Origin of the sequence: Actinocorallia sp. API 0066, assembly GCF_020991275.1 — a bacterium.
GTDB lineage: Bacteria > Actinomycetota > Actinomycetes > Streptosporangiales > Streptosporangiaceae > Actinocorallia.
In genome coordinates this window covers 208852-230499 of record NZ_JAJLQY010000012.1, presented here as the reverse complement: position 1 = coordinate 230499, position 21648 = coordinate 208852, and the positions used below count along the sequence as shown (strand labels likewise).

Genomic DNA, 21648 nt, shown 5'->3' with positions numbered 1-21648 from the left:
TCAGTGTGTTGATCTGGCAAGAACAAGGTCTGGCGAGACCTTGTCTAATTGCCTCAAAGAAATCCTCTGACGAGGATGACCAGAACCGCAGTCCTGGCCTTAATTGGCACTGACTTTTAGCACGCTGTTGAGTTCTCAAGAAACGGACTCGCACCGTTTTCCACCCTCGCGGGCTTCTTTCGGAGCAACCCTGCTAAGTTAGCAGCCCTGTTCGGCCTGTCAAATCCGCGTTCTTGCGGTTTTGGGCTTCCGGGGCCTGTCGGCCCCCCTCGGGGCCAACAAGAAGAACACTACGCTCTTGTGGAACCCCCGTCAAACCAAGGGTTCTCCCCCACTGTGCCGAGTTCAAACCTCCTGACCCGCACGAGTTCCGTCGGAAGGTAAAACTTCCGCCGGTCCCCGTCCGCCTCGCTCGCGTCCCACGGCTCGGCACCGGCGATACGTTTCCGGTCGGCAGCTGGACGTCCGGCCCGTAGGGCGGCGCGGCCACCCGTCCACCGCACGATTTCCGGTTGCCCGGGGCCGGGCGGACTCCGTAGCGTCCAATCCCCGGCGCCGCAGTGTTCCGGGTGGCCGGCGGACGGTCCGCGGCCGTTCGACCGCGACGGGAGGTGGGGGCAGCCCTGCCCCACGCTCATGACCACCGCATCCGCCACCGCGCCCTTCTGGCTCAGCGCCTTCCTCGACTTCGCCCCCGAGCAGCATGCGGAGGGCTCCCGCCTGTGGGAGCGCCTGACCGGGTTCACCACGTCGCCCACCCGCGGCGACGACGGCGAGTTCACCACCCTCCTGCCGGAGGAGGGCGACGCCTGGCTCCGGGTCCAGCGCCTGGGCGAAGGCCCCACCCGCATCCACCTCGATCTCCACGTCGGTGACGTCAAGGCGGCCGCCGATACGGCGGTGGGCCGAGGCGCGCACCTGATCGCCGATCATTCCGCGATCGGCTACGTCGTCCTGGAGTCTCCCGGCGGCCTGGTCTTCTGCTTCGTCGACGCGCCCTTCTCCGTCCCGACGCCGCCCACCCGCTGGCCCGCGGGCCACACCAGCTCCCCCGACCAGGTCTGCGTCGACGTCCCCTCCCCACGCTGGGAAACGGAGACCGCCTTCTGGCACGACGTCACAGGCTGGCCCCTGCTCCCCTCCCCCACCCACAGGGAGTTCCACCGCCTGGACCGCCCCCGGGGCCTCCCCCTGGCCTTCCTCCTCCAACGCCTGGACTCCCCCGAAGGCAAGGTCCGCGCCCACCTCGACTTCGCCACCACCGACCGCCCCGCCGAGACCACCCGCCACCAATCCGAGGGCTCCCGCCTCCTCCGCACCACCCCCAACTGGACCGTCCTGGAAGCCGCCGGCCTCACCTACTGCATCACCGACCGCCAACCCACCCCCTAAACCCCAGACCACCCGCGCCCTTCGAGTTATCCACAGCCCCCCGAGCGGATTCCCGCAGAACATGCGACGGTACCGCCATGGACGTCGACCTGATGCTCCTCGTCATCTACACCGCCCGTCTGGAGGAGTGCCGTGCCTTCTATTCCGAGCTCGGGTTCACCCTGGCCCCCGAGCAGCACGGTTCCGGTCCCCTCCACTACTCCACCCGGTTCTCCCGCACCACCCTGTGCGAGTTCTATCCCGCCTCCGACCGCTCCCCCGCGACCGGCCCCGGCCTCCGTCTGTCCCTCACCCTCCGCCCGCACCCCGCGTCCCCGAGCCCCCTGCCCCCGGGCGACCACACGCTCACCGATCCCGACGGCCGAAGGCTTCTCCTCTCTCTACCGGCTTCCGGCTGACCGCTCCGAGGCGGCGCCCGGAACGGAAGAGGCCGCCCGCTGGGGACGGCCTCTCCGGCTCCTTCGGCACGAACGTTCTCCCGGGTTAGCCGGGAGAACGTCGCGCCGCCGCTAACGCGGCATGTACTTGTCGTACCAGGCGGCGGCGTCGAGGACGGCCTGCTCGACGTCACCGGGATGGTAGGCGAGCTCCTGCTGGGCCTTGCTCCAGTCGGACGCCTGCGGTACCGAGACGTACCTGGCCATACCGGGATCCATCTCGGGCGGGCGGCCGGTGAACCGCGCGGCGAACTCGGCGAGCGCGCCGTAGCCGCGGAGCACGGCGGGCGGCACGCGGACGGGGCGTCTCCGGGCGCCGACGAGCTCACCCATACGGGTGAACATCTCGTAGTAGCTCCGGTTGTAGCCGGTGAGGTTGTAGCCCTCCCCGGTGCGTCCCTTCACGGCCGCCGCGACCATGCCGTCCGCGACCGCGCGGACGTCACAGAAGGAGGCGGTGCCCGGCGGGGCGAAGGTCGGCTTGCCCATCTGCAGGTCACGGATGATCCTGCCGAGCTGGAGGGTGTGGTCGTACGGGCCGACCATGAACCCCGGGTAGACCACAACGACGTCGAGGCCCTGGTCCATCCGGCGCAGTACCGCCTTCTCGCCCTCGGCCTTCGTGTCGGCGTAGTCGTAGCCGATGTCGAACAGGCTCCGCTCGCCGAGGCGTTCGGGCAGCGGGGATCCGTCCCGGTTGTAGCCGTGCACGTCCACGGTGCTGGTGTGGACGAACCGCCGCACCCCCGCCGCGAGCGCGGCGTCGGCGAGCAGTTCCGCGGCCTCGACGTTGACCTTGCGGCGCCGCTCGGCCAGCCTGTTCCAGGTCGAGGTGTCACCCGCGACGTGGAACACCCAGTCGCACCCGTCCACCAGGGCGGGGAGCCGCCTGGCGTCCAGGAGGTCGGCGAGCCTCGTCTCCAGCGGCAGTTCGTCGAGGTACCGCGTGGTGGAGCCGGGCGCGCCGGTGGCGACGACCTCGTGGCCCGCGGCGAGCAGGCTCCGCACGAGGTTGCTCCCGACGAAGCCGGTGGCTCCGGTGACCAGGCAGCGCATCAACGCACTCCTTCGGGTTCCGCCGGACGGGACGGGATGCCCGTGGTCGCGTGCCTGGCCGCTCGCGCGGGCGGGCGGACGTCGTCGTAGTAGGTGTGGTCGGGGTCGGGCCAGCCGAACCTGTCCCGCAGTTCGGCCAGGTACCTCTGGTAGGTGTGGGCCTCGACGTAGTTGGCGTGCCGGGGGCTGTCGATGTAGGCGATGCCACCGCGCAGGTCGGGGAAGTCCTCCGCCTTGCGCTCACGCAACTCGGCCCGGTGCTCACCGGTCTCGCGCGCCCGGATGTCCATCACGATCAACTGCGCCATCTCGTCGAACCGCTTGTAGGCGGCGTCCGCGAACTCGATGAACCCCAGCACGTACAGGCTGTCGTGGGAGCGGTTGAAGACGTTCAGGTACAGCTGCGGGTGCCCCGCCTTCCAGGAGAACAACCCGGGGTCAAGGAACGGGACCTTGTACTCGTAACCCGTGCACAACAGCACCAGGTCCAGCTCCTCATACGAGCCGTCCGTGAACACCACACCATCGGTCGTGAAGTGATCGATGTCGGACTTCGCGACCAGATCACCATGCGCCAGGTGGTGCAGCACCTGCGTGTTCATGATCGGATGGCTGGCCAGCGCGTCGTGGTCGGGCGCGGGCAGACCCAACCGGGTCAGGTCGCCGACGAGAGCGTCGATGAGCTCGTTGACGTCCGAGGAGAGCGCGAGTCCCTTGGGCGGCTCAAGGATCCCGTTGATGACGGCGTCGGTGGGGACGCCGCCGAGGTGCTTGGGCAGGTAGCGGTATCCGCGACGGACGGAGAAGAACGCCTGGTCCGCGTGGCGCGCCGCGTCACACGCGATGTCCACGCCCGAGTTCCCGGCGCCCACGATGAGAACCCGCTTGTCCAGGAACTCCCGGCCGCTGCGGAACGTCACCGAATGCCGGATCTCCCCACGGAAGGACTCCATACCGGCGAACCGTGGGGCGTTCGGGTGCCACGTGACGCCGGGGACGGCGATGAGCCCGTCGTACTCCAGCACCCTGCCGTCCGACAGCCGCACCCGCCACCGGTCGCCCGGCAGCGGCTCCGCGTGCTCGACCTCGGTGTTGAACGTGACCCTGTCGTACAGGCCCCAGTCGCGGCCGAACTTGCGGATGTAGTCCCGGATCTGCTTCCACGACGGATAGTCGGGGAAGTCCGCGGGCATCGGGTGTCCGTAGAAGCCGCTGGTGTACTTCGAGCTGATGAAGTGGGCGGACTCGTACATCGGGCTGCCCGGGTTGTCCATGTCCCAGATACCGCCGAAGTCGCTGTGCCGCTCGAACCAGTCGAAGGGCACACCCTCCTTCATCAGCGCCCGCGCCGTAATCATCCCGGAGGGGCCGCCACCCACGATCACGTACTTGCGGGTGTACTCCACCTTCGGCCGCACCACCACGTCGGCGCCGCGCTTACGCAGCTCGCTCACCGCGAACGCCGCGTACACCGCTGGCCGGTTCTTGCGCGTGTGGAGGGCCACCGCGACGCCGATGCCCGCCACCACGAGGAGCAGCACGGGGACGAGGTTGACGATCGTGTTGTCGCTGCCGGTGAGCAGCGAGTAGTTGGCCGTCGCCAGGCCGACGCCGACGCTGAGGCCGACGAGGCCGAGCACGGGCGCGACAAGCCCGGAGAACCAGTGCCGGTCGTTCCTGCGCCAGAAGAACACGAGGACGGCGAGCGCGGTCACCGCCTGGACGGAGACGACGCCGAGCGTGCCGAGGCCGATGAGCGCGGCACCGATCACCAGGTAGGGGTCGGCGCCCGCGAACCCGAAGGCGCAGAGCACCAGGACGGTGAGGACGCTGACGGCGAGGCTGGCGACGTGCGGGGACAGGTGGCGCGGGTGGTACTGGCCGAGCACGCGCGGCAGGAACGCCTCACGGCCGATCGCGAAGATGTAGCGCGACGCCGCGTTGTGCAGCGCCAGGTAGGAGGCGAGGAGGCTGGTGCACAGCAGCACGGCGAGCGCGTCGTACATGGTCTGGCCGCCGTACTGGACGGCCAGGCTGAACACGAGTTCGCCGACCGCCTCACGCGCCGTGTCGGGGGCCTGCTCGCCGCCCGCGCCGCCGATGAGGATGAGGGAGGAGACCACGTAGAAGACGGCGATGAGGATGACCGCGCTGAACGCCGCCCGGGGGATGCTGCGTTCCGGGTTCTCGGTCTCCTCGCCGTAGAGCGCGGCGGACTCGAACCCGACGAAGCTCGTGAAGGCGAACATGAGCCCGATGCCGATCGACCCTGCGAAGACCTCGGTGGGCGAGAAGGACTGCATCGGGAAGGCCGCGGCGCCCCGGTCCCCGACGATGAGGACGTCGAGGACGATGATGATGGCGAACTCGAGGATCATGAGCAGGCCGAGGATGCGCGCGGAGAGTTCCACGTTCCGGTACCCGAGCACCGCTACCACGACGACCGCGAAGGCGGTGCACGCCCACCAGGGCGCGTCGATCGCCATCGCCTGGAGCACCAGGGAGGTGAAGTAGCCGAAGGACGCGGGAAGGCCGATGGACAGGCCGAGATAGCCGATGGTCGCGACATAGGCCGTCGCCGCGCCGAGTGGTTTGCCGAGGGCCCGTGCCGCGAGGAGGTAGAAGGCCCCCTCGTTGCTGACCCGTCGCGTCATCGCCGCGTAGGCGCTGCAGAAGCACAGCAGCGCGAGTCCGGCGAGGGCGTAGGCGGCCGGGAGGGAGATGCCGTCGCCGCGGATCAGCGCGAGCGGGACGATGCCGATGAGCGCCGCCATCGGCGCGGCGGCGGCGATGACCAGGAACGCCACGCGGCTCGTGGTCAGGCGTCTGCGGGTGGGGCCCGCCTCGGCTGAGGCCGCGGGCGCGGCGTCGGATTGCCGGGTTGACATGGGGGAACCTCCTTAGGAGTGTCGCGGGGAGAGGGGGCGAGCCCCGGCGGCGTCGGCGGGGCTCGCCGGTCGGGTCAGCTGACGGTGAAGGTGCGGCTGGTGCCGGTGAAGGGGGTCTTCACTCCGGCGCTGGACTTGGACACACCGTGGTAGGTGATGCGGTACTCACCGGTGGTGAAGGTGGCGGGGATGTCCCAGGTGACGGTGAAGCTGGACGTCCACAGGCCGGTGTCGGCCCAGGCGAACTTGGTGGACCAGTCGCCGTCGTCCTGGACGCGGACCCAGTTCTGGCCGTCGCGCCGCTCGACGGTCAGGTAGGTCGCGTTGCGCTTCACGTCGTTGTTGGGGTTGGCGCCGACGAAGCGGACCTTGGCCTGCTGGCCGCGGGTGTAGGTGAGGTTCGGTTGCAGGAGCACGTCGCCGAAGTTCCGGCCGAGCGGCTTGTTGTCGAACCACGACGGCTGGTTGGCGTACGTCAGTGACGCCGTCAGGTCCGGCGGGGTGACGGTGATCGGGGTGGGCTCGTTGTCGGCCATGTTCTGGGCGAGGGCGGCCGTGTGCTGCTGGAAGGCGCCGAGCGTCCACCGGCCGAACAGGGTGTGTCCCGCCTCGTAGTCGCCCTGGTCGTACTCCTCGGGCGTGGTCACGTAGCCGGCGTATCCGTTGGAGTAGCCCGCGACGAGCACGTGGTCCAGGGGGGCGTCGACGATCTCGGCGATGGTGCGGCGGAGGCGGAGGCCGGCGACGATCGTGAACTCCGTCGGGACCCCGACGAGGTAGAGCTGGCCGATCCGGACGAGCTGCACGGGGAGGATGTTGGAGGTGAGCCCGAGGTCGCCGCTGCGCAGAAGAATGTCCTTGGGCGCCTGGCATGCTTTCAGCGCGGGGGACGCGGCGTAGAGCAGGTTGCTGAACAGGTTGAAGACCGGGTTGTTGCCTTCGCCCTCGTTCAGGAACGGGATGCCCGGGCCGTCCTCCTTGGAGCCCGCGGCGAACCCGACGCCGAAGGCGCCGCCGCAGGTGGAGTGGTTGGTGCCGTCGCCGGTGTAGGCGGCGTCGACGTTGGTGGCGCCCATGTCCACGTAGGTGAAGCGGTAGTCGATCGGGCCGTCGATCGGCGCGGGCGCGTTGTTCGCGAGCTGGTCCGCGACCTCGTACTGGCGGGTTCCGATGATGCGGGTGTTCTCGAACTGGTCCTCGGTGGGTCCGCTGCCGGGCTGCAGGTTGAGGTTGGGCGTCATGTCGCCCGCGTTGGTCTGCGCGAACGCCGCGACGAACGACGGGTTCTCCGCCGCGAGGTAGTCGACGTGCTCGACGTCGCGTTCCCAGTGGTAGGACGCGTAGCCCTTGTGGTCGCCGCTGACGTGGGTGCTGTGGCGGGTCATCGACGTGCCGTGGCTGGCGAACCAGTTGACGGCGCCGACCGGTGCGCCGTTCTTGCGGAACTGGAGCAGGGTGGTCTGCGGGTCGATGGCGTCGGGGAAGGCCGCCTTGTCCGCCGCCGGGTTGCGGTTGAACGCGCCGATCGCCCGGTTCTTGCTCGCGTTGTTGAGCTGGCCGATGCCGAGGTCGAGGTCGGCCGCGGAGAGGTCGTTGTGCGCCTTGACGATCGACTCGTGGACGCCCGCGACGAGGGCCTCGTAGTTCTCGGGGTCGAAGCCCCCGTTGCCGCTGTTGTAGAAGTTGTCGTGCATGTAGCCGCCGGGGCCGGAGTGCGTGTGGGTGGCGGTGATCATGACGTTCTCGCCGTGGTAGAGACCGCCGAGCTGCGCCTGGACCCGGGTCAGGACCTCCTTGCGGAGGGAGTCGTCCACGTGGTTGACGTCGACGACGACGAGGGCGATCCGCTTCTGCGTCTGCTGGTCGACGATGATGAACGCCCGGGACCTGAGGCGCTGGTGGATGCCGTGGGTCTTGACGATCGGGGAGAAGTACCCGGTCTTGTCGGCTCCCTCGGATTTGCCGGTGACGTCGGCGATCGACCGTCCGACCAGGTAGCGGGACCCCGGCTCCGCGCTGACGTCGGCCGCCGGCAGCGACAGTGACGTCAGCGCGAGCGCCAGAAGCACGAGTGCGGTGAACGGGCGACGGGCTCTGCCGCGTCTGGGGATGTGTGACCCTGATCTCATGTGATCCACCTCGCAGTTTGCTGTGCGGTGGGACGCTAGCACGTGTCTGTTCGTTCGAACGAACGGAAATCAGGATTTAACAACGGACGAACGTGACGCGCGGGACGGCCGGGGCGACCCGGCGGCACGGCCCGGCCCAGCCGGGTACGGTTCGGAGCGGAGCTCCACGCACCCGCCGAGGCCCGGCGCCCCTCCCCCGCAGCGGCGCGAGACCCGGGCCCTAGCACACACGACGATCAGGCGCAAGCCGGAGGCACGATGGGAACCGACGTCCGCAGACGGATACTGGCCGCCACCCTTGATCTCATCGGCGAGCACGGCATAAGCGGACTCAGCAACCGGCTCGTGGCGAAGAACGCGCGCGTCTCCCTGGGCGCGGTCACCTACCACTTCAGTTCGCAGGACGAGCTTCTCAGCGAGGCGCTCAGCATTTTTGTGAACGACGAGATCGAGCGGCTCTCGGGCATCATTTCCGCGCTCGAAGGCACCACGCTGACCCTTGACGAGGCGCTGGCACTCACCCGTTCCGCCATTGAGGAACGTCCAGGCCGCCGCGCCCAGATCGCCCAACTCGACCTGTACGTCCACGCCACCCGGAACAGCGATCTCCGCGAAGCCGCCGCCCGCTGTTACGCCGCCTACGACGAGGCGGGCACCGCGATGCTGAAGTCCCTGGGCGTACCCGAACCCGAACGCATGGCCCCCGTCCTAGGCGCCCTCATCGACGGCCTGGAACTCCGCCGCCTCTCCGTGGACGGCCTCTCCGTAAACCTCCCCGAAGCCCTCGCCGCCCTCATCGCCGGCCTAAGAGCAAACTCCCCCACCTAACCCCGTGACCAACCCGAGATAAGCCACGAAAAACAATCCCCAACCCAAAAACTCCACACACAAGTAAATGCCCGACCCAGCCAATTCCAGCCGAACCAGAGGGCACACCAGCCAAGGAAATCCCTGCCCCAGCCGGCTCCAACCCGACACGAAGGTTCACACCGACAAGGAATTACCCGACTCAGGCGGCCCACTCCAGAGCGGAAGGCGAAACACCATCAGGGAAATACCTGACTCAGGCGGCCGACCCGTCAAATGGGCCGGGGGCGTGGGGGGCGGCGATAGCCCCCCACATCGGGGGCCTGGGGGTCGCCCCCCAGACAAGCCATAGCGCAACCAAACGGGAAAAGGCCGCCAAGCGAAGCGCCGGCGGCCTTGAACACACTCACCCGGTGGAGCTATGGGGATTCGAACCCCAGACCTCCTCCATGCCATGGAGGCGCGCTACCAACTGCGCTATAGCCCCGCCGCCGGGAGTTTTCCCCCGGCAACGAGGTGAAAGGTTACACGGGTGGCGGGTGGTACGCGAATCGTGGGGGTGGGGTGGGTGGTCAGCGGGTGAGTTCGGTGAGGATCTCGTCGAGCTTCTCGTAGCCTTCGACGACGCCGCTTTCCATGCCACTGGCGATCATGGCGTCGCGGTCTTCGAAGGTGTCGGTGACGCTGACGGTGGTGGTGCGGGTGCGGCCGTCGCCGAGGTCCTCGAGGGTGAGGGTTTCGAGGCAGACGCCGTCGGGGGCGCCTTCCCAGGTGAAGGTCTGGACGAGGCGCTCGTTCTCGCGGACGTCGTGGAACGAGCCGTAGAAGGAGGCGATCTCTTCGCCGTCGCGGTAGGAGGCGTAGCTCCAGCTGCCGCCGCGCCGCAGGTCCCAGGTCCGGATGCGGTTCTCGATGGTGCGGGGGCCGAGCCAGCGGGCGACGAGTTCGGGGTCGGTCCAGGCCCGGTAGACGAGGGCGGGTGGTGCGTCGAAGTCGCGGGTGACGCGGATGGTGGGGACTTTCGGGTCCGCTTCGATGGTGGTCTTGTGGGTGCTGGTCGCGGTCATGATGCCGCCCCTTCCCTGGTGTCGTCCTGCCCTTGCTGGAGTTCGGCGAGCAGCGTGTCGAGGCGTTGGAAGCGTTCTTCGGCCTGTCTGCGGTAGCGCTCGATCCAGCCGGTCATGAGGTCGAGGACGTCGGCTTCGAGGTGGCAGGGCCGCCGTTGGGCGTCTCTGCTGCGGCTGACGAGGCCCGCTTCTTCGAGCACTTTGACGTGCTTGGAGATGGCCTGGACCGACACGTCGTAGGGCGCGGCGAGTTCGCCCACCGTCGCGTCCCCGGTGGCGAGCCGGGCGACGATGCCGCGCCTCGTCGGGTCGGCCAGCGCCGCGAAGACCGCGGACAGCCGTTCCTCATTCATACTTTCACCTGCGTCTTCAACCCCTCGGTTGATAACGAATCTAGCGCACGGCGGCACCTTATTCAACCAAGAGGTTGAGAAAGATGGGCGACGGCCCCGCCCGCACCGGACGGGGCCCCGGACTCACCCGCGCCGCGCGCGGCTCAGGATCTCCCCCTCGTTCAGCGGGCTGGGCGGGTGGTGGCTGAGGCACAGCGGTATCAGCGCCAGCGACTCGGGCACGCCCTCGCTCGTCACGTAGAACTGGCCGCGCTCCAGCCGCCCGATCCGGGAGCCGGTGCCGCCGCGCGCCCGCGCCAGCTCCTTGGCGGCCGCCAGCTGCGCGGGCGCGTTGAGCCTGCCGAAGAACTGGGTGGTGGCGTTGCCCGACACCTGGTTGTGCAGCGCCCTGGGCGCCTGCGTGGCGAAGACCAGGCCGAGCCCGTACTTGCGCGCCTGCGACGCCAGCGTGACGGTGCTGGCGAGCGACGGCGTCCTGGGGCTTGCCGGGGCGACGGTCTGCGCCTCGTCCATGACCAGCAGCGCGCCGAGCGGACGGTCCCGCGCGGGGTTGCGCTTGATCCAGGAGAAGAGCGCCATCTGGAGTCCCCGGACGAAGTCGGGCCGCCGGTCCTCGGCCAGGCCGACGAAGCTGATCACCGAGATCCTGGCCCGCCGCCCCGTCGACGGGGTCAGCAGGAGCCGGGGATCGACGGGTTCGCCCGCGCCGCCGAACAGCGGATCGTTGATCATGTCGGCGGCGAGCGTCTGGGCGAGCCTCGCGGCGATCTCGTCGGCGCCGTTGATGGTGCTGGCTTCGACGGGCAGATCGGACAGCAGGGCGAGCAAGGACGTGAGGTCGCCTCCGTCGCGCCGTCGTGCGAAGTAGGTGAGGGCCTCGCGCAGCACCGCCTTGCCGACGGCTGCCTTACCGGTGGTTCCTTCCGTCTTCGCCCTGGGGGCGAGTTCCGCGACGGCCATGTCCAGGGCGGACGAGAACTCGTCGGGGTCGTCGCGGACGGCGGCGAAGTCGGGCAGCGGCTGGAAGGACAGGGGCCTGCCTCCGGAGCGTCCCGGCGTCCATACGACGACCTCGGTGGCCTCGTGGTAGGCGCGTGCCCTTTCGACGTCTCCGGGAGCCCAGCCCTCGGGCGGCGAAGGCCAGGGGTCGCCCAGCCGGGCGAGGTCGTTGTTGGGGTCGAGCACGATGGACGAGACCCCGCGCAGCGCGCACTCCTCGATGAGCCGCCTGATCAGCACGGTCTTGCCCGACCCGGCGCCCGCGAACACGGCGGTGTGCCGGGTCAGCAGGGCGGGGTCCAGGGTCACGGCCTGGTCGCCGCCCGCGCGTGTCCCGATCCTGATCGGCTCGTGCGGGGCGGGTGGCGCGAACGGCGTCGGTACGGACGTCGCCTTGTCCGCGCGTACGGGAGCGGGTTCCGTGCGCGACGCCTCGGACGGTGTCGCTTCGGGGCGCGGGATCGGGGTGGGGAAGGTGAAGGGGGCCGTGGGGGCGGGGGTGTCGGCCAGCCGGGGTTCCGGGCCGGACGCCGGGTCGCGGTCCGGGCGCAGGGGGATCGGGGGTGTGGACGGCGGGGTCGAAGCCTGTCCCGGAGGCGGGAAGGGGACGACGAGGGGCGCGCCGTAGGGCGGGGTCGTCTCCGTGCCCGACGGGCTTCCGGTGAGGCGGGGGCCTGGGGAGGCGGAGTCCACAGGGGTCGGCCGCCAGGGTGCCGGGTTCGGGGGCGGCGCGGGCGGGAGACCGGTGCTCGGAGCGGGCGGCCTTACGGGCGGGGTGGGGAAGGGGACCACAACGCCGTCCAGGGCGTCCGGAGGCGGAGCGCCGGGGGACGGCGAGGGGGTGGCCGACGTAGGGCGGGTGGGCCGGACGTCGGGGAGGACGATGCGTAGGAGGTCGGTGCTGGAGGCGGGACGGCGGGAGGTGAGCCAGTCGTCGAGGTCGGGGTGGCGTTCATCCAGGAGGGTGTCGAGGGCGGCGAACGTACGGAGGTCGTCAGCGGTGACGGCGAGGGAGCGGCCTCCGGAGTCGGCGAGGAGTTCGAGTTGCTCGCGGGTCGCGACGCCGTCCGACCAGCGCACGTTGCGGAGCACGACAAGGGTGCGGTCGGTGGTGGCCGGGCCCCGGCCAGCCGCCGCCCGCGCGTCCCTGAGCCGTTTGAGCGCGGCCCGCGCGTCGGGCGCGCCGATCATGCGGAACGTCCAGTGCCGCTGCCGCTCGGTGTCCTGGTCGAGGATGTGGCGGAGCCTGGCGTGCAGCTCGGGGCGGCGTCCCGGCAACGGATCGACGGAGAAGGCGCGGCCCTCGGGCCCGGCTTCCCGGATCCAGGCGGTGAGCCCCGCCGCGAGCAGGCCCGGCACCGTCTCGTCCTCGGTCTGCGGATCGAACGCCCCGTCCACCGAGGCGGCCCCGCGCAACTCGGCGAACCGCCGGTCCAGCGCGTCGAGGGCTTTCGCGGGCGCGGGCTCGATGCCCCCGCCTTGATGAACGGGTTCGGCCTCTTCGTCGAACGAGGTCAGCGCCTGTACGCGGCCGTCTCGCAGGCACGTTTGAAGATGCGCGTCGATGCGCTGCATCAGCGCGCGAGGGGTCAGATCAGCTGCCGACCCGTACGCCTCGTTGGAGACGGGCCACCCGAGCCACGGCGGGATGAACCCGGTGCCTTGCAGTGCCGCCGCGAACCGCCGCTCGACGAGTCGCCTGGCGATCCGGTCGTCGGGGATGGTCCCCAGGACGAGGGAGCTGCGGAAACGGTCCTGCACCGTCGCGATGACCCGCTGTTCCAGGAGACGCCATGAGGAGGGCAGGCATGCGACGACGCACAGGGTCCGCTGGGTGACATGCCGCAAGGCCATCAGCCCGGCAGCGACCTCCTCCAGGAGGCCGACTTGCTGCTCGGCCTCTCCTTCCGCCGTCTTCCCTGACTGTTCCAGCAGCGCGTCGATCTGGTCCACGGCGATGACGGTGGGCCCGGTGAGCGCGAGGATCAGGGAGAGCTGCACCACGACGTCCTGGTGGCCGGGGACCCGGCGGCTCAGCCCCCATGCCTGGCGCGTGCCCTCCTCGGCCTCCTCCGTGGACGTGAGGTGGTCGTGGCCGGTCTCGATGGCGGCCAGGTCCGGCGAGCAGTAGAGGGCGATGGCCCGGATCGTGTCGGCACAGCGCAGGATGCGCGCCTTGTCCAGACCGAGCAGCCCCTTGATCAGGGCGTCGAGGTCGTCGCGGGCGCAGGGACGGTCCCCGGCGACCGCGCCGGACACGCTCTCGTCGACGTTCGCCAGCCGCGCGAGACGGCGCATGAGCACGGCCGCCTGGGTGGCGCCGCCGTCGGTCGCCGCTCTGCCGAGGTCCTCGACCATGGCCCGCGCGGTCAACGACCAGAAGTCGCCGCCCGCGCCGAAGCTGAAGTCGATGAGGAAGAAGTAGCCGGCGCGCTCCTCCGTCGACCGGCGCACCCAGCCCAGGAGGTGTGTCTTGCCGACGCCTCCCTCGCCCCGGATCGCGACCCCCAACGGGCTCGCGTCCTGCGACCGGGCGGCCTCGGCTATGCCGTCGAGGATGAGTTCCTCGGCCTTGGGGTGCAGCCCGTCCACGTGGAACGGGGCGGCCCGCCACGCGTGCGCTGCCGTCGCGGCCCAGTCGAGACCCGCTTTGAGATCCTTCAGCGCGCGGTGCTCGACCTCGTTCATCGCGCCTCGATCGCCAGGAGGTGCTTGCTCTTTCCACCGATGCGGACGGCGGCGTCCCAGTCCGCCCGCGTCAGGGTCTTCTGGTCCGCCTCGGGCACGATGTGCACGTCGTCCCCACGGGCCATGAGCCGCAGCGTCTCGTCCACCAGGTCGCGGGGGGCGTCGGCAAGCAGGGGGCGGACCTCGGTGAGCAGCACCCACGAGCCGGGGCGCTCGGCCACCTTCCGGTAGGCGGCGCGGACCAGCTCCTCGACCCGTTCCGGCGCGGCTGAGTCGGCCGCTCCGGCCTCCGCCGTTCCGGCCTGGCCGTCCGGGCTCCCGGACGCGGCGGTGCCCGCGTCGTCCGGTTCAGGTGCGGGGGCGGGGGTGGTGCGGCCGGTGGCGACGTCGGAGAACTCGCCGAGGCTGAGGTCGGTGCGGTCGAGGTAGGCGCGCAGCAGGGGCAGCACGAGGTAGAGGGCGCGGCCCAGGGAGCCGGTGCGGGGCGGGGCGGTGGCGGCGAGCTCCTCCGTGCACCAGGCCCAGCCCTCGTCGGTGAGGGTGTTGTGGAAGGAACGGCCCTGTTTGACGCTTTTGACGAGCTTGTGGGCTTCGAGCCGTCTGCGGTGTTCACCGGTGACGGCGACGCCGAGGGCGGCGGTCAGCTCGGGGTTGGCGGCGGAGCCGCCGAGGGCCAGCAGGCCCAGCAGCAGCGCCCGCTCCGGGGCGCCGAGGTCGAGGTGTGCCACTTGTCCGGTCTCCTCAGTGGGTGCGGGGCGGGGGCGCCCCGGGCAGGGGTTGGAAGTCACCGGGGCCGGTGACGAGTTCGGGACGGCCGCCCGCCGTCACCAGGAGGCCGCGCGCGACGACGGGGACGGCGTCGCGGTGCGCGGCGATCGCCAGCCCGTAGGCGGCGGCGTCGTGCAGCCGCACCCACAGGGCGCGGCGGGAGGTTCCGCCTTCCGGCTCTGTCATCTCGCCGTGCACGTGGACGCGGAAGCGGTCCTGGCCGCCGTTGTCCACGAGGGAGATGACGCGGCCCGTCACGGAAGCCTGACCGGTGAAGCGGAGGCGGCGCAGCCGGAAGGCCCCGTGGCGGAGCAGCCTGCCTGCGCCCGGCCCGAAGACGGCGGCTTCCGTGGACGGAGGGGGCGTGAGCGTACGGGCCCACCGGAAGCCCGTCGTGAACGCGGCGCCGGGGTCGGGTCCGGCGAAGCGGGCGAGGGCCCGGCACAGGTCGGCCGAGACGCCCGCGCCGACGAGCCCGTCGAAAGCGGCGGCCTCGCCCCCGGCGACGGCGTCGGCGAGCCGGGGCAGGGCGTCGCGCAGCAGCAGCGCGACGCGCCGCCCGAGGGGGTCGTCACCCGGGTCGAGCGGGATGCGGAGGGTGAGCCGCCCCGCGTCCTGGGCGACCCGGACGCGGCCGAGCAGCTCCCGGACGGCCCTGGGCGCGGGCCCCTCGAACGCGGTGCGCGGCCCGCCGAGGACGGCCCGTGCCGCCGCCGCGAGGACGCCCTGTGCCCCTTCGAGGGTGGCGAGCGCTGAGCCGAGCCCGAGCTGCCCGTCGGCGCCCGGGTCGAAGCCGGTCCGGTACCACTGGACGTCCGCCGCAGGCGTCCCCACGTCGGCCGCCACGGACCCGCTGGGACGTCCTTCGAGCGTCCCGAGGACGGCGAGCGCCTCACGGACGCGCCGCGCCCCGTCCTTGGCGTCGGCCACGGGCACAAGGATCTCGTGTCCCCCCTCCCGCCCCCAGGCCACGCCGCCCCTGAACTCCCGCAGGGGACGCCACCCGGCCGCGGCGAGATACCCGGCCAGGTCAACAGCGGAAGGCGGCTCACCCATGACCGTCGTAAGCCCCCTCAGCACCCCCGACGAGCCCCAGCAACGTCCGAGGCGTCAGCAGGTTCCCCACCGGTATCCGCACCCGCCGCTGCCGCCGCCGATCGGGCCGCGCCACCGCCCGCTCCCCCCGCAGATCGGTGAAGTAGGCAAGCTGCCGAAGTTTCATTCCATCAGTCTCAAACCGCGTGTACTCCTCCCTTTCGGAAGGCACCACCACCAGAAACAGATAACGCGGCACCGAGAACGGCCCGTCCACAAGCTTGTTGTACTGCACCTCATCCAACCCGTCATAAACAAACGCCCCACCCTCCACCCGAGGCCGAGACCACGACTTCACCTGCACCTCGATCGCGGGCGAAGCCACCATCCCCACCCGCCCCGAATACCGAAACCCAAGATCAATCCCATCCACATCAAGGTCATACTTGTAAACCAACAACCCAGCCGCCGAAGCCACCACCCGAACATAATCCTCCGCAAACTTCCCCTGCACACTCCCCGCCCCCACCACAAGCCCACCCCCTCCCCCCCAAGTAAACCGCCCCACACCCCCCAACCCCCGACCTTTCCCCCACCCACCCAGGACACAATCCGAAAACACCCCACCCCACCCCCACCAAACCCCCCACCCCCCAACAAACCACCCAAACCCCCACCCCAACCGGTTCAGCCAGCCCAACCGGTTCAGCCAGTGCAGCCAGTCCAACCGGTTCAGCCGGTGCAGCCGGTTCAGCCAGTGCAGCCGGTTCAGCCCAGCGCAGGAAATGCCTGACTCAGGGGAACCCACTCCAGAGCGGACGGCGAAACACCGTCAGGGAAGAACCTGACTCAGATGGTTCCCCAGCCAAATGGGCCGGGGGCGTGGGGGGCGGCGATAGCCCCCCACATCGGGGGCCTGGGGGTCGCCCCCCAGACAAGCCATAGCGCAACCAAACGGGAAAAAGCCGCCCCGCGAAGCGTGGGCGGCTTTGAACACACTCTGCCGGTGGAGCTATGGGGATTCGAACCCCAGACCTCCTCCATGCCATGGAGGCGCGCTACCAACTGCGCTATAGCCCCGCAACCGGTGGGCTTTCACCCCTCGGCGCCCGTTCAGTGTATCGGACGCCGGGGGGCGGTTCGAACGGTTTGCGCGGGGGCTGGTCAGGGCTGGTCGGTGACGGCCGCCTTGTCGTCGCTGAGGACGGGTTCGGGGAGGGTGCCGGCGTTGTGGTCGACGAGGCGCCAGCCGGAGCGGCCTTCGGCGAGGACGGACCAGCAGCAGTTGGAGAGGCCGCCGAAGCGGTCCCAGGTGGCTTCGGGCATGCCCATGAGTTGGAGCATGCCGAGGCGGAGGGCGGCGCCGTGGGAGGCGACGACGAGGAGGCCGTCGTCGGGCACGGTGGCGACCGCGCGTTCGAGGGCGGCGGAGACGCGTTTGGCGACCTGGGCGCCGGTTTCGCCGCCGGGTGGTTCCCAGACGGCGTGTTCGGCGGGGTAGCGGGCGCGGATCTCGACGCCGGTGAGTCCTTCCCAGTCGCCGCCGTCGCGTTCGACGAGGTCGGCGTCGTGGGTGACGGGCAGCCCGACGAGGTCGGCGAGGGCCTGGCCGGTGTGGGCGGCGCGTTGGAGGGGGGAGGAGACGATGGCGGTGGGGCCGAGTGCGGCGAGGAGCCGGGCGGCCCGGTGGGCTTGGGCGATGCCGACCTCGTCCAGCGGGATGTCGGTTTTGCCCTGGAAGCGGTTTTCCACGTTCCACGTGGTGCGGCCGTGCCGCCACAGCACGATCTTGCGTTTCACGCGGTGCCCCGGGCGCGCTGGGCCATGTGCGCGTTGATGTCCTCGGGCAGGTCGATGGGAGGGCAGTCCTTCCAGAGCCGTTCGAGGGCGTAGAAGGCGCGTTCTTCCTCGTGTTGGACGTGGACGATCACGTCGATGTAGTCGAGGAGGATCCAGCGGCCCTCGCGCTGGCCTTCGCGCCGGACGGGTTTGGCTCCGGCTTCTTCGCGCAGCCTGTCCTCGACCTCCTCGACGATGGCCTGGACCTTGCGGTCGTTGCTTCCGGAGCAGAGCAGGAACGCGTCGGTGATGACGAGCTGCTCGCTCACGTCGTAGGCGATGATGTCGTCGGCCAGCTTGTCCGCGGCCGCCTGAGCGGCGAGCGTGATCAACTGGACGGCCCTTTCGGATGCGGTCACGAAGCCGTGATCCCTCTCGTAGCCGGTGCTGCCGCTTCCAGCGTATCTGTCCCCTCGCGGATCACAGAACGACTTAACGGGCGCGGGCCGGGGTAGGTGCCCTCACATGCTTGCACTCCCCGCGGAGATCAGGGGCTTTCTGTTCGACCTGGACGGCGTTGTGACGGACACGGCGGCGGTTCACGCGGCCGCCTGGAAGCACATGTTCGACGGGTTCCTCGCGGCCCGTGCCCTGCCGCCCTTCGACCTTCCGGAGGATTACACGCGTTATGTCGACGGCAAGAAGCGGGAGGACGGCACACGGTCTTTCCTGGCCTCCAGGGGGATCACCCTTGAGGAGGGTGATCCCGATGATCCACCTGAGGCCGAGACGGTCTATGGCCTGGGGGCCCGTAAGAACGCCCTCGTCCTTCAGTTGATCGCGAGCGGCGGCGTCAGGGTGTTCCCGGACGCCGTGGAGCTGCTGCGCCAGGTCAGGGCCACAGGCGCGCGGACGGCTCTCGTGTCGTCGAGCGCCAACGCGGAGGCCGTCCTGGCGGCAGCGGGTCTCGAAGACATGTTCGATGTCAGGATCGACGGCGTCGTCGCCCGCGAGCGTCACCTCCCGGGCAAGCCCGCCCCCGACATGTTCCTGGCGGGCGCCGCCGCGCTGGGCCTGCCCGCGCGGGACTGCGCCGCCTTCGAGGACGCCCTCGCGGGGGTGGCGGCGGGCCGCGCCGGGGATTTCGCCCTGGTCGTCGGGGTGGACCGTATCCGGGACGGCGCGCACGGCCCCGCCCTGCTCGGCAACGGCGCGGACGTCGTGGTCGAGGACCTCACCGAGTTGTTGGAGCGCCGATGAACCCGCCTTATGAGGTCGATCCCTGGCATATCAGGGAGACGGAGCTGGATCTGGGCCGGCTGGCGCAGACGGAGTCGGTGTTCGCCCTGTCCAACGGGCACATCGGGGTGCGCGGCAACCTGGACGAGGGTGAGCCCAGTGGGCTGCCGGGTTCCTATCTGAACTCGCTGTACGAGCAGCGGCCGCTGCCTTACGCCGAGGCCGGGTACGGGTATCCGGAGTCGGGCGAGACGGTGATCAACGTCACCAACGGCAAGATCATCCGCCTGTTGGTGGACGACGAGCCGCTGGACGTCAGGTTCGGCGACCTGGAGTCGCACGAGCGGGTGCTGGACATGCGGGCGGGCACGCTGGAGCGGACGATGCGGTGGCGGTCGCCCGCAGGGGCGCGGATCCGCCTGTGTTCGACCCGGATCGTCTCGCTCACCCAGCGCGCGATCATGGCGATCAAGTACGAGGTCGAGCCTCTGGACGAGGAGGTGCAGTTCGTCGTCCAGTCGGAGCTGGTCGCCAATGAGCCGCTGCCGGGGCCGCGCAGGCCGGATCCGCGGGTGGCGGCGGTGCTGGACGCGCCGCTGGCGAGCGAGGAGCACTTCGCGAACGACGACAGGGTGTTGCTCGTCCACCAGACGCGGGTGAGCGGGCTGCGGATGGCGGCGGCGATGAGCCACGAGATCGAGTCGCCGAACAAGCGGCTGGTGGACAGTGAGGCGCAGGAGGACGTGGGCCGCGTCACCGTGGCGACGCGACTGAAGCCGGGCGAGAAGCTCAGCATCGTCAAGTACGTGGCTTATGGCTGGTCGAGCCACCGGTCGCGGTCGGCGCTGCACGACCAGGTGGCGGCGGCGCTCGCGGGCGCGGAGCTGACGGGCTGGGACGGCTTCGTCGAGGAGCAGGCCGCCTATCTGAGGGACTTCTGGGAGGGCGTGGACGTTGAGGTGGACGGTGATCCGGAGGTCCAGCAGGCCGTCCGGTTCGCCCTGTTCCACATCCTCCAGGCAGGCGCCCGCGCGGAGCGCAGGATGATCCCGGCGAAGGGCCTTACGGGCCCCGGCTATGACGGCCACACCTTCTGGGACACCGAGACGTTCGTCCTTCCGGTGCTCACCTATTCGGTGCCGGACGCGGCGGCGGACGCGCTCCGCTGGCGGCATTCGACGATCCCGCAGGCCCTGGACCGCGCCGCGCAGCTCAACCTTCCGGGCACCTGCTTCCCGTGGCGCACGATCAGCGGTAGGGAGTGCTCGGGCTACTGGCCTGCCGGAACGGCGGCGTTCCACATCAACGCCGACATCGCCGAGGCGGTCGGCAGGTACATCGACGCGACGCAGGACGAGGAGTTCGCGCGGGAGATAGGCGTCGAGCTCCTCGTGCACACCGCGCGGCTGTGGCGGGGCATCGGCCACCACGACCTGAACGGAGCGTTCCGGATCCACGGGGTGACGGGCCCGGACGAGTACAGCGCCGTCGCGGACAACAACGTGTACACGAACCTCATGGCCCAGGCGAACCTCCGGGAGGCGGCCGACGTGGCGCTGGCGATGCCCGAGGAGGCGTCCAGGCTGGGCGTGACGGCCGAGGAGGCGGCCTCGTGGCGGGACGCGGCCGACAAGATGCTCGTCCCCTACGACGAGCGCCTGGGGGTGCATCCGCAGAGCGCGGGGTTCACCGACCACGCCCCGTGGGACTTCCTGAACACCCCGCCCCGGAACTATCCGCTTCTGCTGCACTACCCGTACTTCGACCTGTACCGCAAGCAGGTGATCAAGCAGGCGGATCTTGTCCTGGCGATGCAGCTGTGCGGGAACGCGTTCACCGCCGAGCAGAAGGAGCGGAACTTCTCCTACTACGAGGCGTTGACGGTCCGGGATTCGTCGCTGTCGGCGCAGACGCAGGCGGTGATGGCGGCGGAGGTCGGTTATCTGGAGTTGGCGCACGACTACCTGGCCGAGACGGCTCTGATGGACTTGCGTGACCTCGCCCACGACACCGCGAACGGGCTGCACCTGGCGTCGCTCGCGGGGGCGTGGAACGCGCTGGTGTCGGGCTTCGGGGGGCTGCGCCGCGACCACGGGGCGCTGTGCTTCGCGCCGCGTCTGCCCGAGACGCTCGGCCGGCTCAGCTTCCGGCTGCGCTACCGGGGTTCGCTGCTGTGCGTCACCGTCCATCCGAGGCAGGCGACGTACTCGCTGCGCGGCGGCCCGCCCCTGAGGATCATCCACCACGGCGAGGAGCACCTGCTGGAGAAAGCCGACATCACATTGCCGATCCCCCGCGCCCAGCCGACGCTGCCGCCCCCGCACCAGCCTCCAGGCCGCGCCCCGCGCCGCCACCACGAGCCCGAGCAGGATCAAGCGAGGTAGAGCCCTGTCTTGTTGATGTACTGGACGATCCCGTCGGGCACGAGGTACCAGACGGGTTCGCCCGCGCGCACACGGTCGCGCACCTCGGTCGAGGAGATCGCCAGCGCGGGCACCTCGACGAGGTCGACGCTGCCCTCGGGCAGTCCCGGGTCGGCGAGCACGTGCCCGGGACGGGTGCAGCCGACGAACCGGGCGAGCTGGAACATCCGGTCGGCGTTGCGCCAGGTGAGCATCTGGGCGAGGGCGTCCGCGCCGGTGATGAAGTACAGCTCGCTGTCGGCGCCGAGTTCGGCGCGCATGTCCAGGAGCGTGTCGTAGGTGTAGGTGGGGCCGCCCCGGTCGATGTCGGCGCGGCTCACCCGGAACCTCGGGTTGGACGCCGTCGCGATCACCGCCATGAGGTAGCGGTCCTCGGCGGCGGTGACCTTCTTGTCGGCCTTCTGCCAGGGCTGCCCTGTCGGCACGAACACGACCTCGTCCAGGCCGAACAGGTGCGCGACCTCGCTGGCGGCGACGAGGTGCCCGTGGTGGATCGGGTCGAAGGTCCCGCCCATGATCCCCACCCGCCGCTGTTTCATGCTGACCAACACTAGACTCCCCCGGTCAGCCGCCCTGTCACCGGGTTAG

17 protein-coding genes and 2 tRNA genes are annotated in these 21648 nt (G+C 70.2%); 5 read left to right on the top strand and 14 right to left on the bottom strand.

The window, feature by feature from the left end:
* Window positions 1-636 precede the first annotated feature (636 nt).
* Together LO762_RS27485 and LO762_RS27480 are read left to right on the top strand one after the other, a co-directional pair.
* The gene (locus LO762_RS27485) at window positions 637-1392 is read left to right on the top strand and encodes a VOC family protein (protein WP_230618965.1); all 756 of its coding nucleotides are present in this window, start codon (window positions 637-639) and stop codon (window positions 1390-1392) included.
* 77 nt (window positions 1393-1469) lie between these two features.
* A complete protein-coding gene (locus tag LO762_RS27480; RefSeq protein ID WP_230618986.1) occupies window positions 1470-1790 on the top strand; it encodes a glyoxalase/bleomycin resistance/dioxygenase family protein in 321 nt (106 codons plus the stop codon).
* 111 nt (window positions 1791-1901) lie between these two features.
* Here the strand turns inward: LO762_RS27480 and LO762_RS27475 are convergent, their stop codons facing one another.
* The 3 genes from LO762_RS27475 to LO762_RS27465 form a co-directional block, all read right to left on the bottom strand.
* Complete coding sequence (locus tag LO762_RS27475) at window positions 1902-2885, bottom strand: NAD-dependent epimerase/dehydratase family protein (RefSeq protein ID WP_230618963.1); 984 nt, start codon at window positions 2883-2885, stop codon at window positions 1902-1904.
* Window positions 2885-5773, bottom strand: coding sequence for an amino acid permease (locus LO762_RS27470; protein ID WP_230618961.1), 2889 nt, complete (start codon window positions 5771-5773; stop codon window positions 2885-2887). Before LO762_RS27470 ends, LO762_RS27475 begins: the two co-directional genes overlap by 1 nt.
* A gap of 74 nt (window positions 5774-5847) precedes the next feature.
* Entirely contained in the window at window positions 5848-7902 is a 2055-nt protein-coding gene (locus tag LO762_RS27465) for a neutral/alkaline ceramidase (RefSeq protein WP_230618958.1), read from the bottom strand.
* A gap of 258 nt (window positions 7903-8160) precedes the next feature.
* On the opposite strand from LO762_RS27465, the gene LO762_RS27460 reads away from it, so the two are divergent.
* Complete coding sequence (locus LO762_RS27460; protein WP_230618956.1) at window positions 8161-8730, top strand: TetR/AcrR family transcriptional regulator; 570 nt, start codon at window positions 8161-8163, stop codon at window positions 8728-8730.
* 393 nt (window positions 8731-9123) lie between these two features.
* Here the strand turns inward: LO762_RS27460 and LO762_RS27455 are convergent.
* From LO762_RS27455 to rsfS, 10 genes are all read right to left on the bottom strand, one after another.
* Window positions 9124-9196 (bottom strand) — tRNA-Ala (locus LO762_RS27455).
* An 85-nt stretch (window positions 9197-9281) separates the two neighbouring features.
* Window positions 9282-9776, bottom strand: a complete 495-nt coding sequence (locus LO762_RS27450) for an SRPBCC family protein (RefSeq protein ID WP_230618953.1) — start codon at window positions 9774-9776, stop codon at window positions 9282-9284.
* Window positions 9773-10129: a helix-turn-helix transcriptional regulator gene (locus LO762_RS27445; protein ID WP_230618952.1), complete on the bottom strand. Its 357-nt coding sequence runs from the start codon at window positions 10127-10129 to the stop codon at window positions 9773-9775. The genes LO762_RS27450 and LO762_RS27445 overlap by 4 nt, the downstream gene beginning before the upstream one ends.
* 123 nt (window positions 10130-10252) lie before the next feature.
* Window positions 10253-13816, bottom strand: coding sequence for an ATP-binding protein (locus LO762_RS27440; protein ID WP_230618949.1), 3564 nt, complete (start codon window positions 13814-13816; stop codon window positions 10253-10255).
* Entirely contained in the window at window positions 13813-14544 is a 732-nt protein-coding gene (locus LO762_RS27435; protein WP_230618946.1) for a hypothetical protein, read from the bottom strand. The genes LO762_RS27440 and LO762_RS27435 overlap by 4 nt, the downstream gene beginning before the upstream one ends.
* Before the next feature lie 13 nt (window positions 14545-14557).
* On the bottom strand, window positions 14558-15640 hold the full coding sequence (locus LO762_RS27430) for a hypothetical protein (RefSeq protein WP_230618944.1): 1083 nt from the start codon (window positions 15638-15640) through the stop codon (window positions 14558-14560).
* The gene (locus LO762_RS27425) at window positions 15633-16133 is read right to left on the bottom strand and encodes a DUF4365 domain-containing protein (protein ID WP_308104649.1); all 501 of its coding nucleotides are present in this window, start codon (window positions 16131-16133) and stop codon (window positions 15633-15635) included. The genes LO762_RS27430 and LO762_RS27425 overlap by 8 nt, the downstream gene beginning before the upstream one ends.
* Before the next feature lie 493 nt (window positions 16134-16626).
* Window positions 16627-16699: transfer RNA gene (locus LO762_RS27420), tRNA-Ala, on the bottom strand.
* Window positions 16700-16783: 84 nt separating this feature from the next.
* The gene (locus LO762_RS27415) at window positions 16784-17419 is read right to left on the bottom strand and encodes a histidine phosphatase family protein (RefSeq protein ID WP_230618941.1); all 636 of its coding nucleotides are present in this window, start codon (window positions 17417-17419) and stop codon (window positions 16784-16786) included.
* Window positions 17416-17817 carry a ribosome silencing factor gene (gene rsfS / locus LO762_RS27410; protein ID WP_230618939.1) on the bottom strand — a complete coding sequence of 134 codons (402 nt, stop codon included), beginning with the start codon at window positions 17815-17817 and terminating at the stop codon, window positions 17416-17418. The genes LO762_RS27415 and rsfS overlap by 4 nt, the downstream gene beginning before the upstream one ends.
* Window positions 17818-17923: 106 nt before the next feature.
* On the opposite strand from rsfS, the gene LO762_RS27405 reads away from it, so the two are divergent.
* Together LO762_RS27405 and LO762_RS27400 are read left to right on the top strand one after the other, a co-directional pair.
* A complete protein-coding gene (locus tag LO762_RS27405; protein ID WP_230618937.1) occupies window positions 17924-18658 on the top strand; it encodes a beta-phosphoglucomutase family hydrolase in 735 nt (244 codons plus the stop codon).
* Complete coding sequence (locus tag LO762_RS27400) at window positions 18655-21021, top strand: glycoside hydrolase family 65 protein (RefSeq protein WP_230618935.1); 2367 nt, start codon at window positions 18655-18657, stop codon at window positions 21019-21021. Before LO762_RS27405 ends, LO762_RS27400 begins: the two co-directional genes overlap by 4 nt.
* On the opposite strand, the gene nadD is transcribed toward LO762_RS27400, so the two are convergent.
* Window positions 21009-21599, bottom strand: coding sequence for a nicotinate-nucleotide adenylyltransferase (gene nadD, locus LO762_RS27395; RefSeq protein ID WP_230618934.1), 591 nt, complete (start codon window positions 21597-21599; stop codon window positions 21009-21011). The two genes, LO762_RS27400 and nadD, sit on opposite strands and share 13 nt — an antisense overlap.
* Between the last annotated feature and the right edge of the window lie 49 nt (window positions 21600-21648).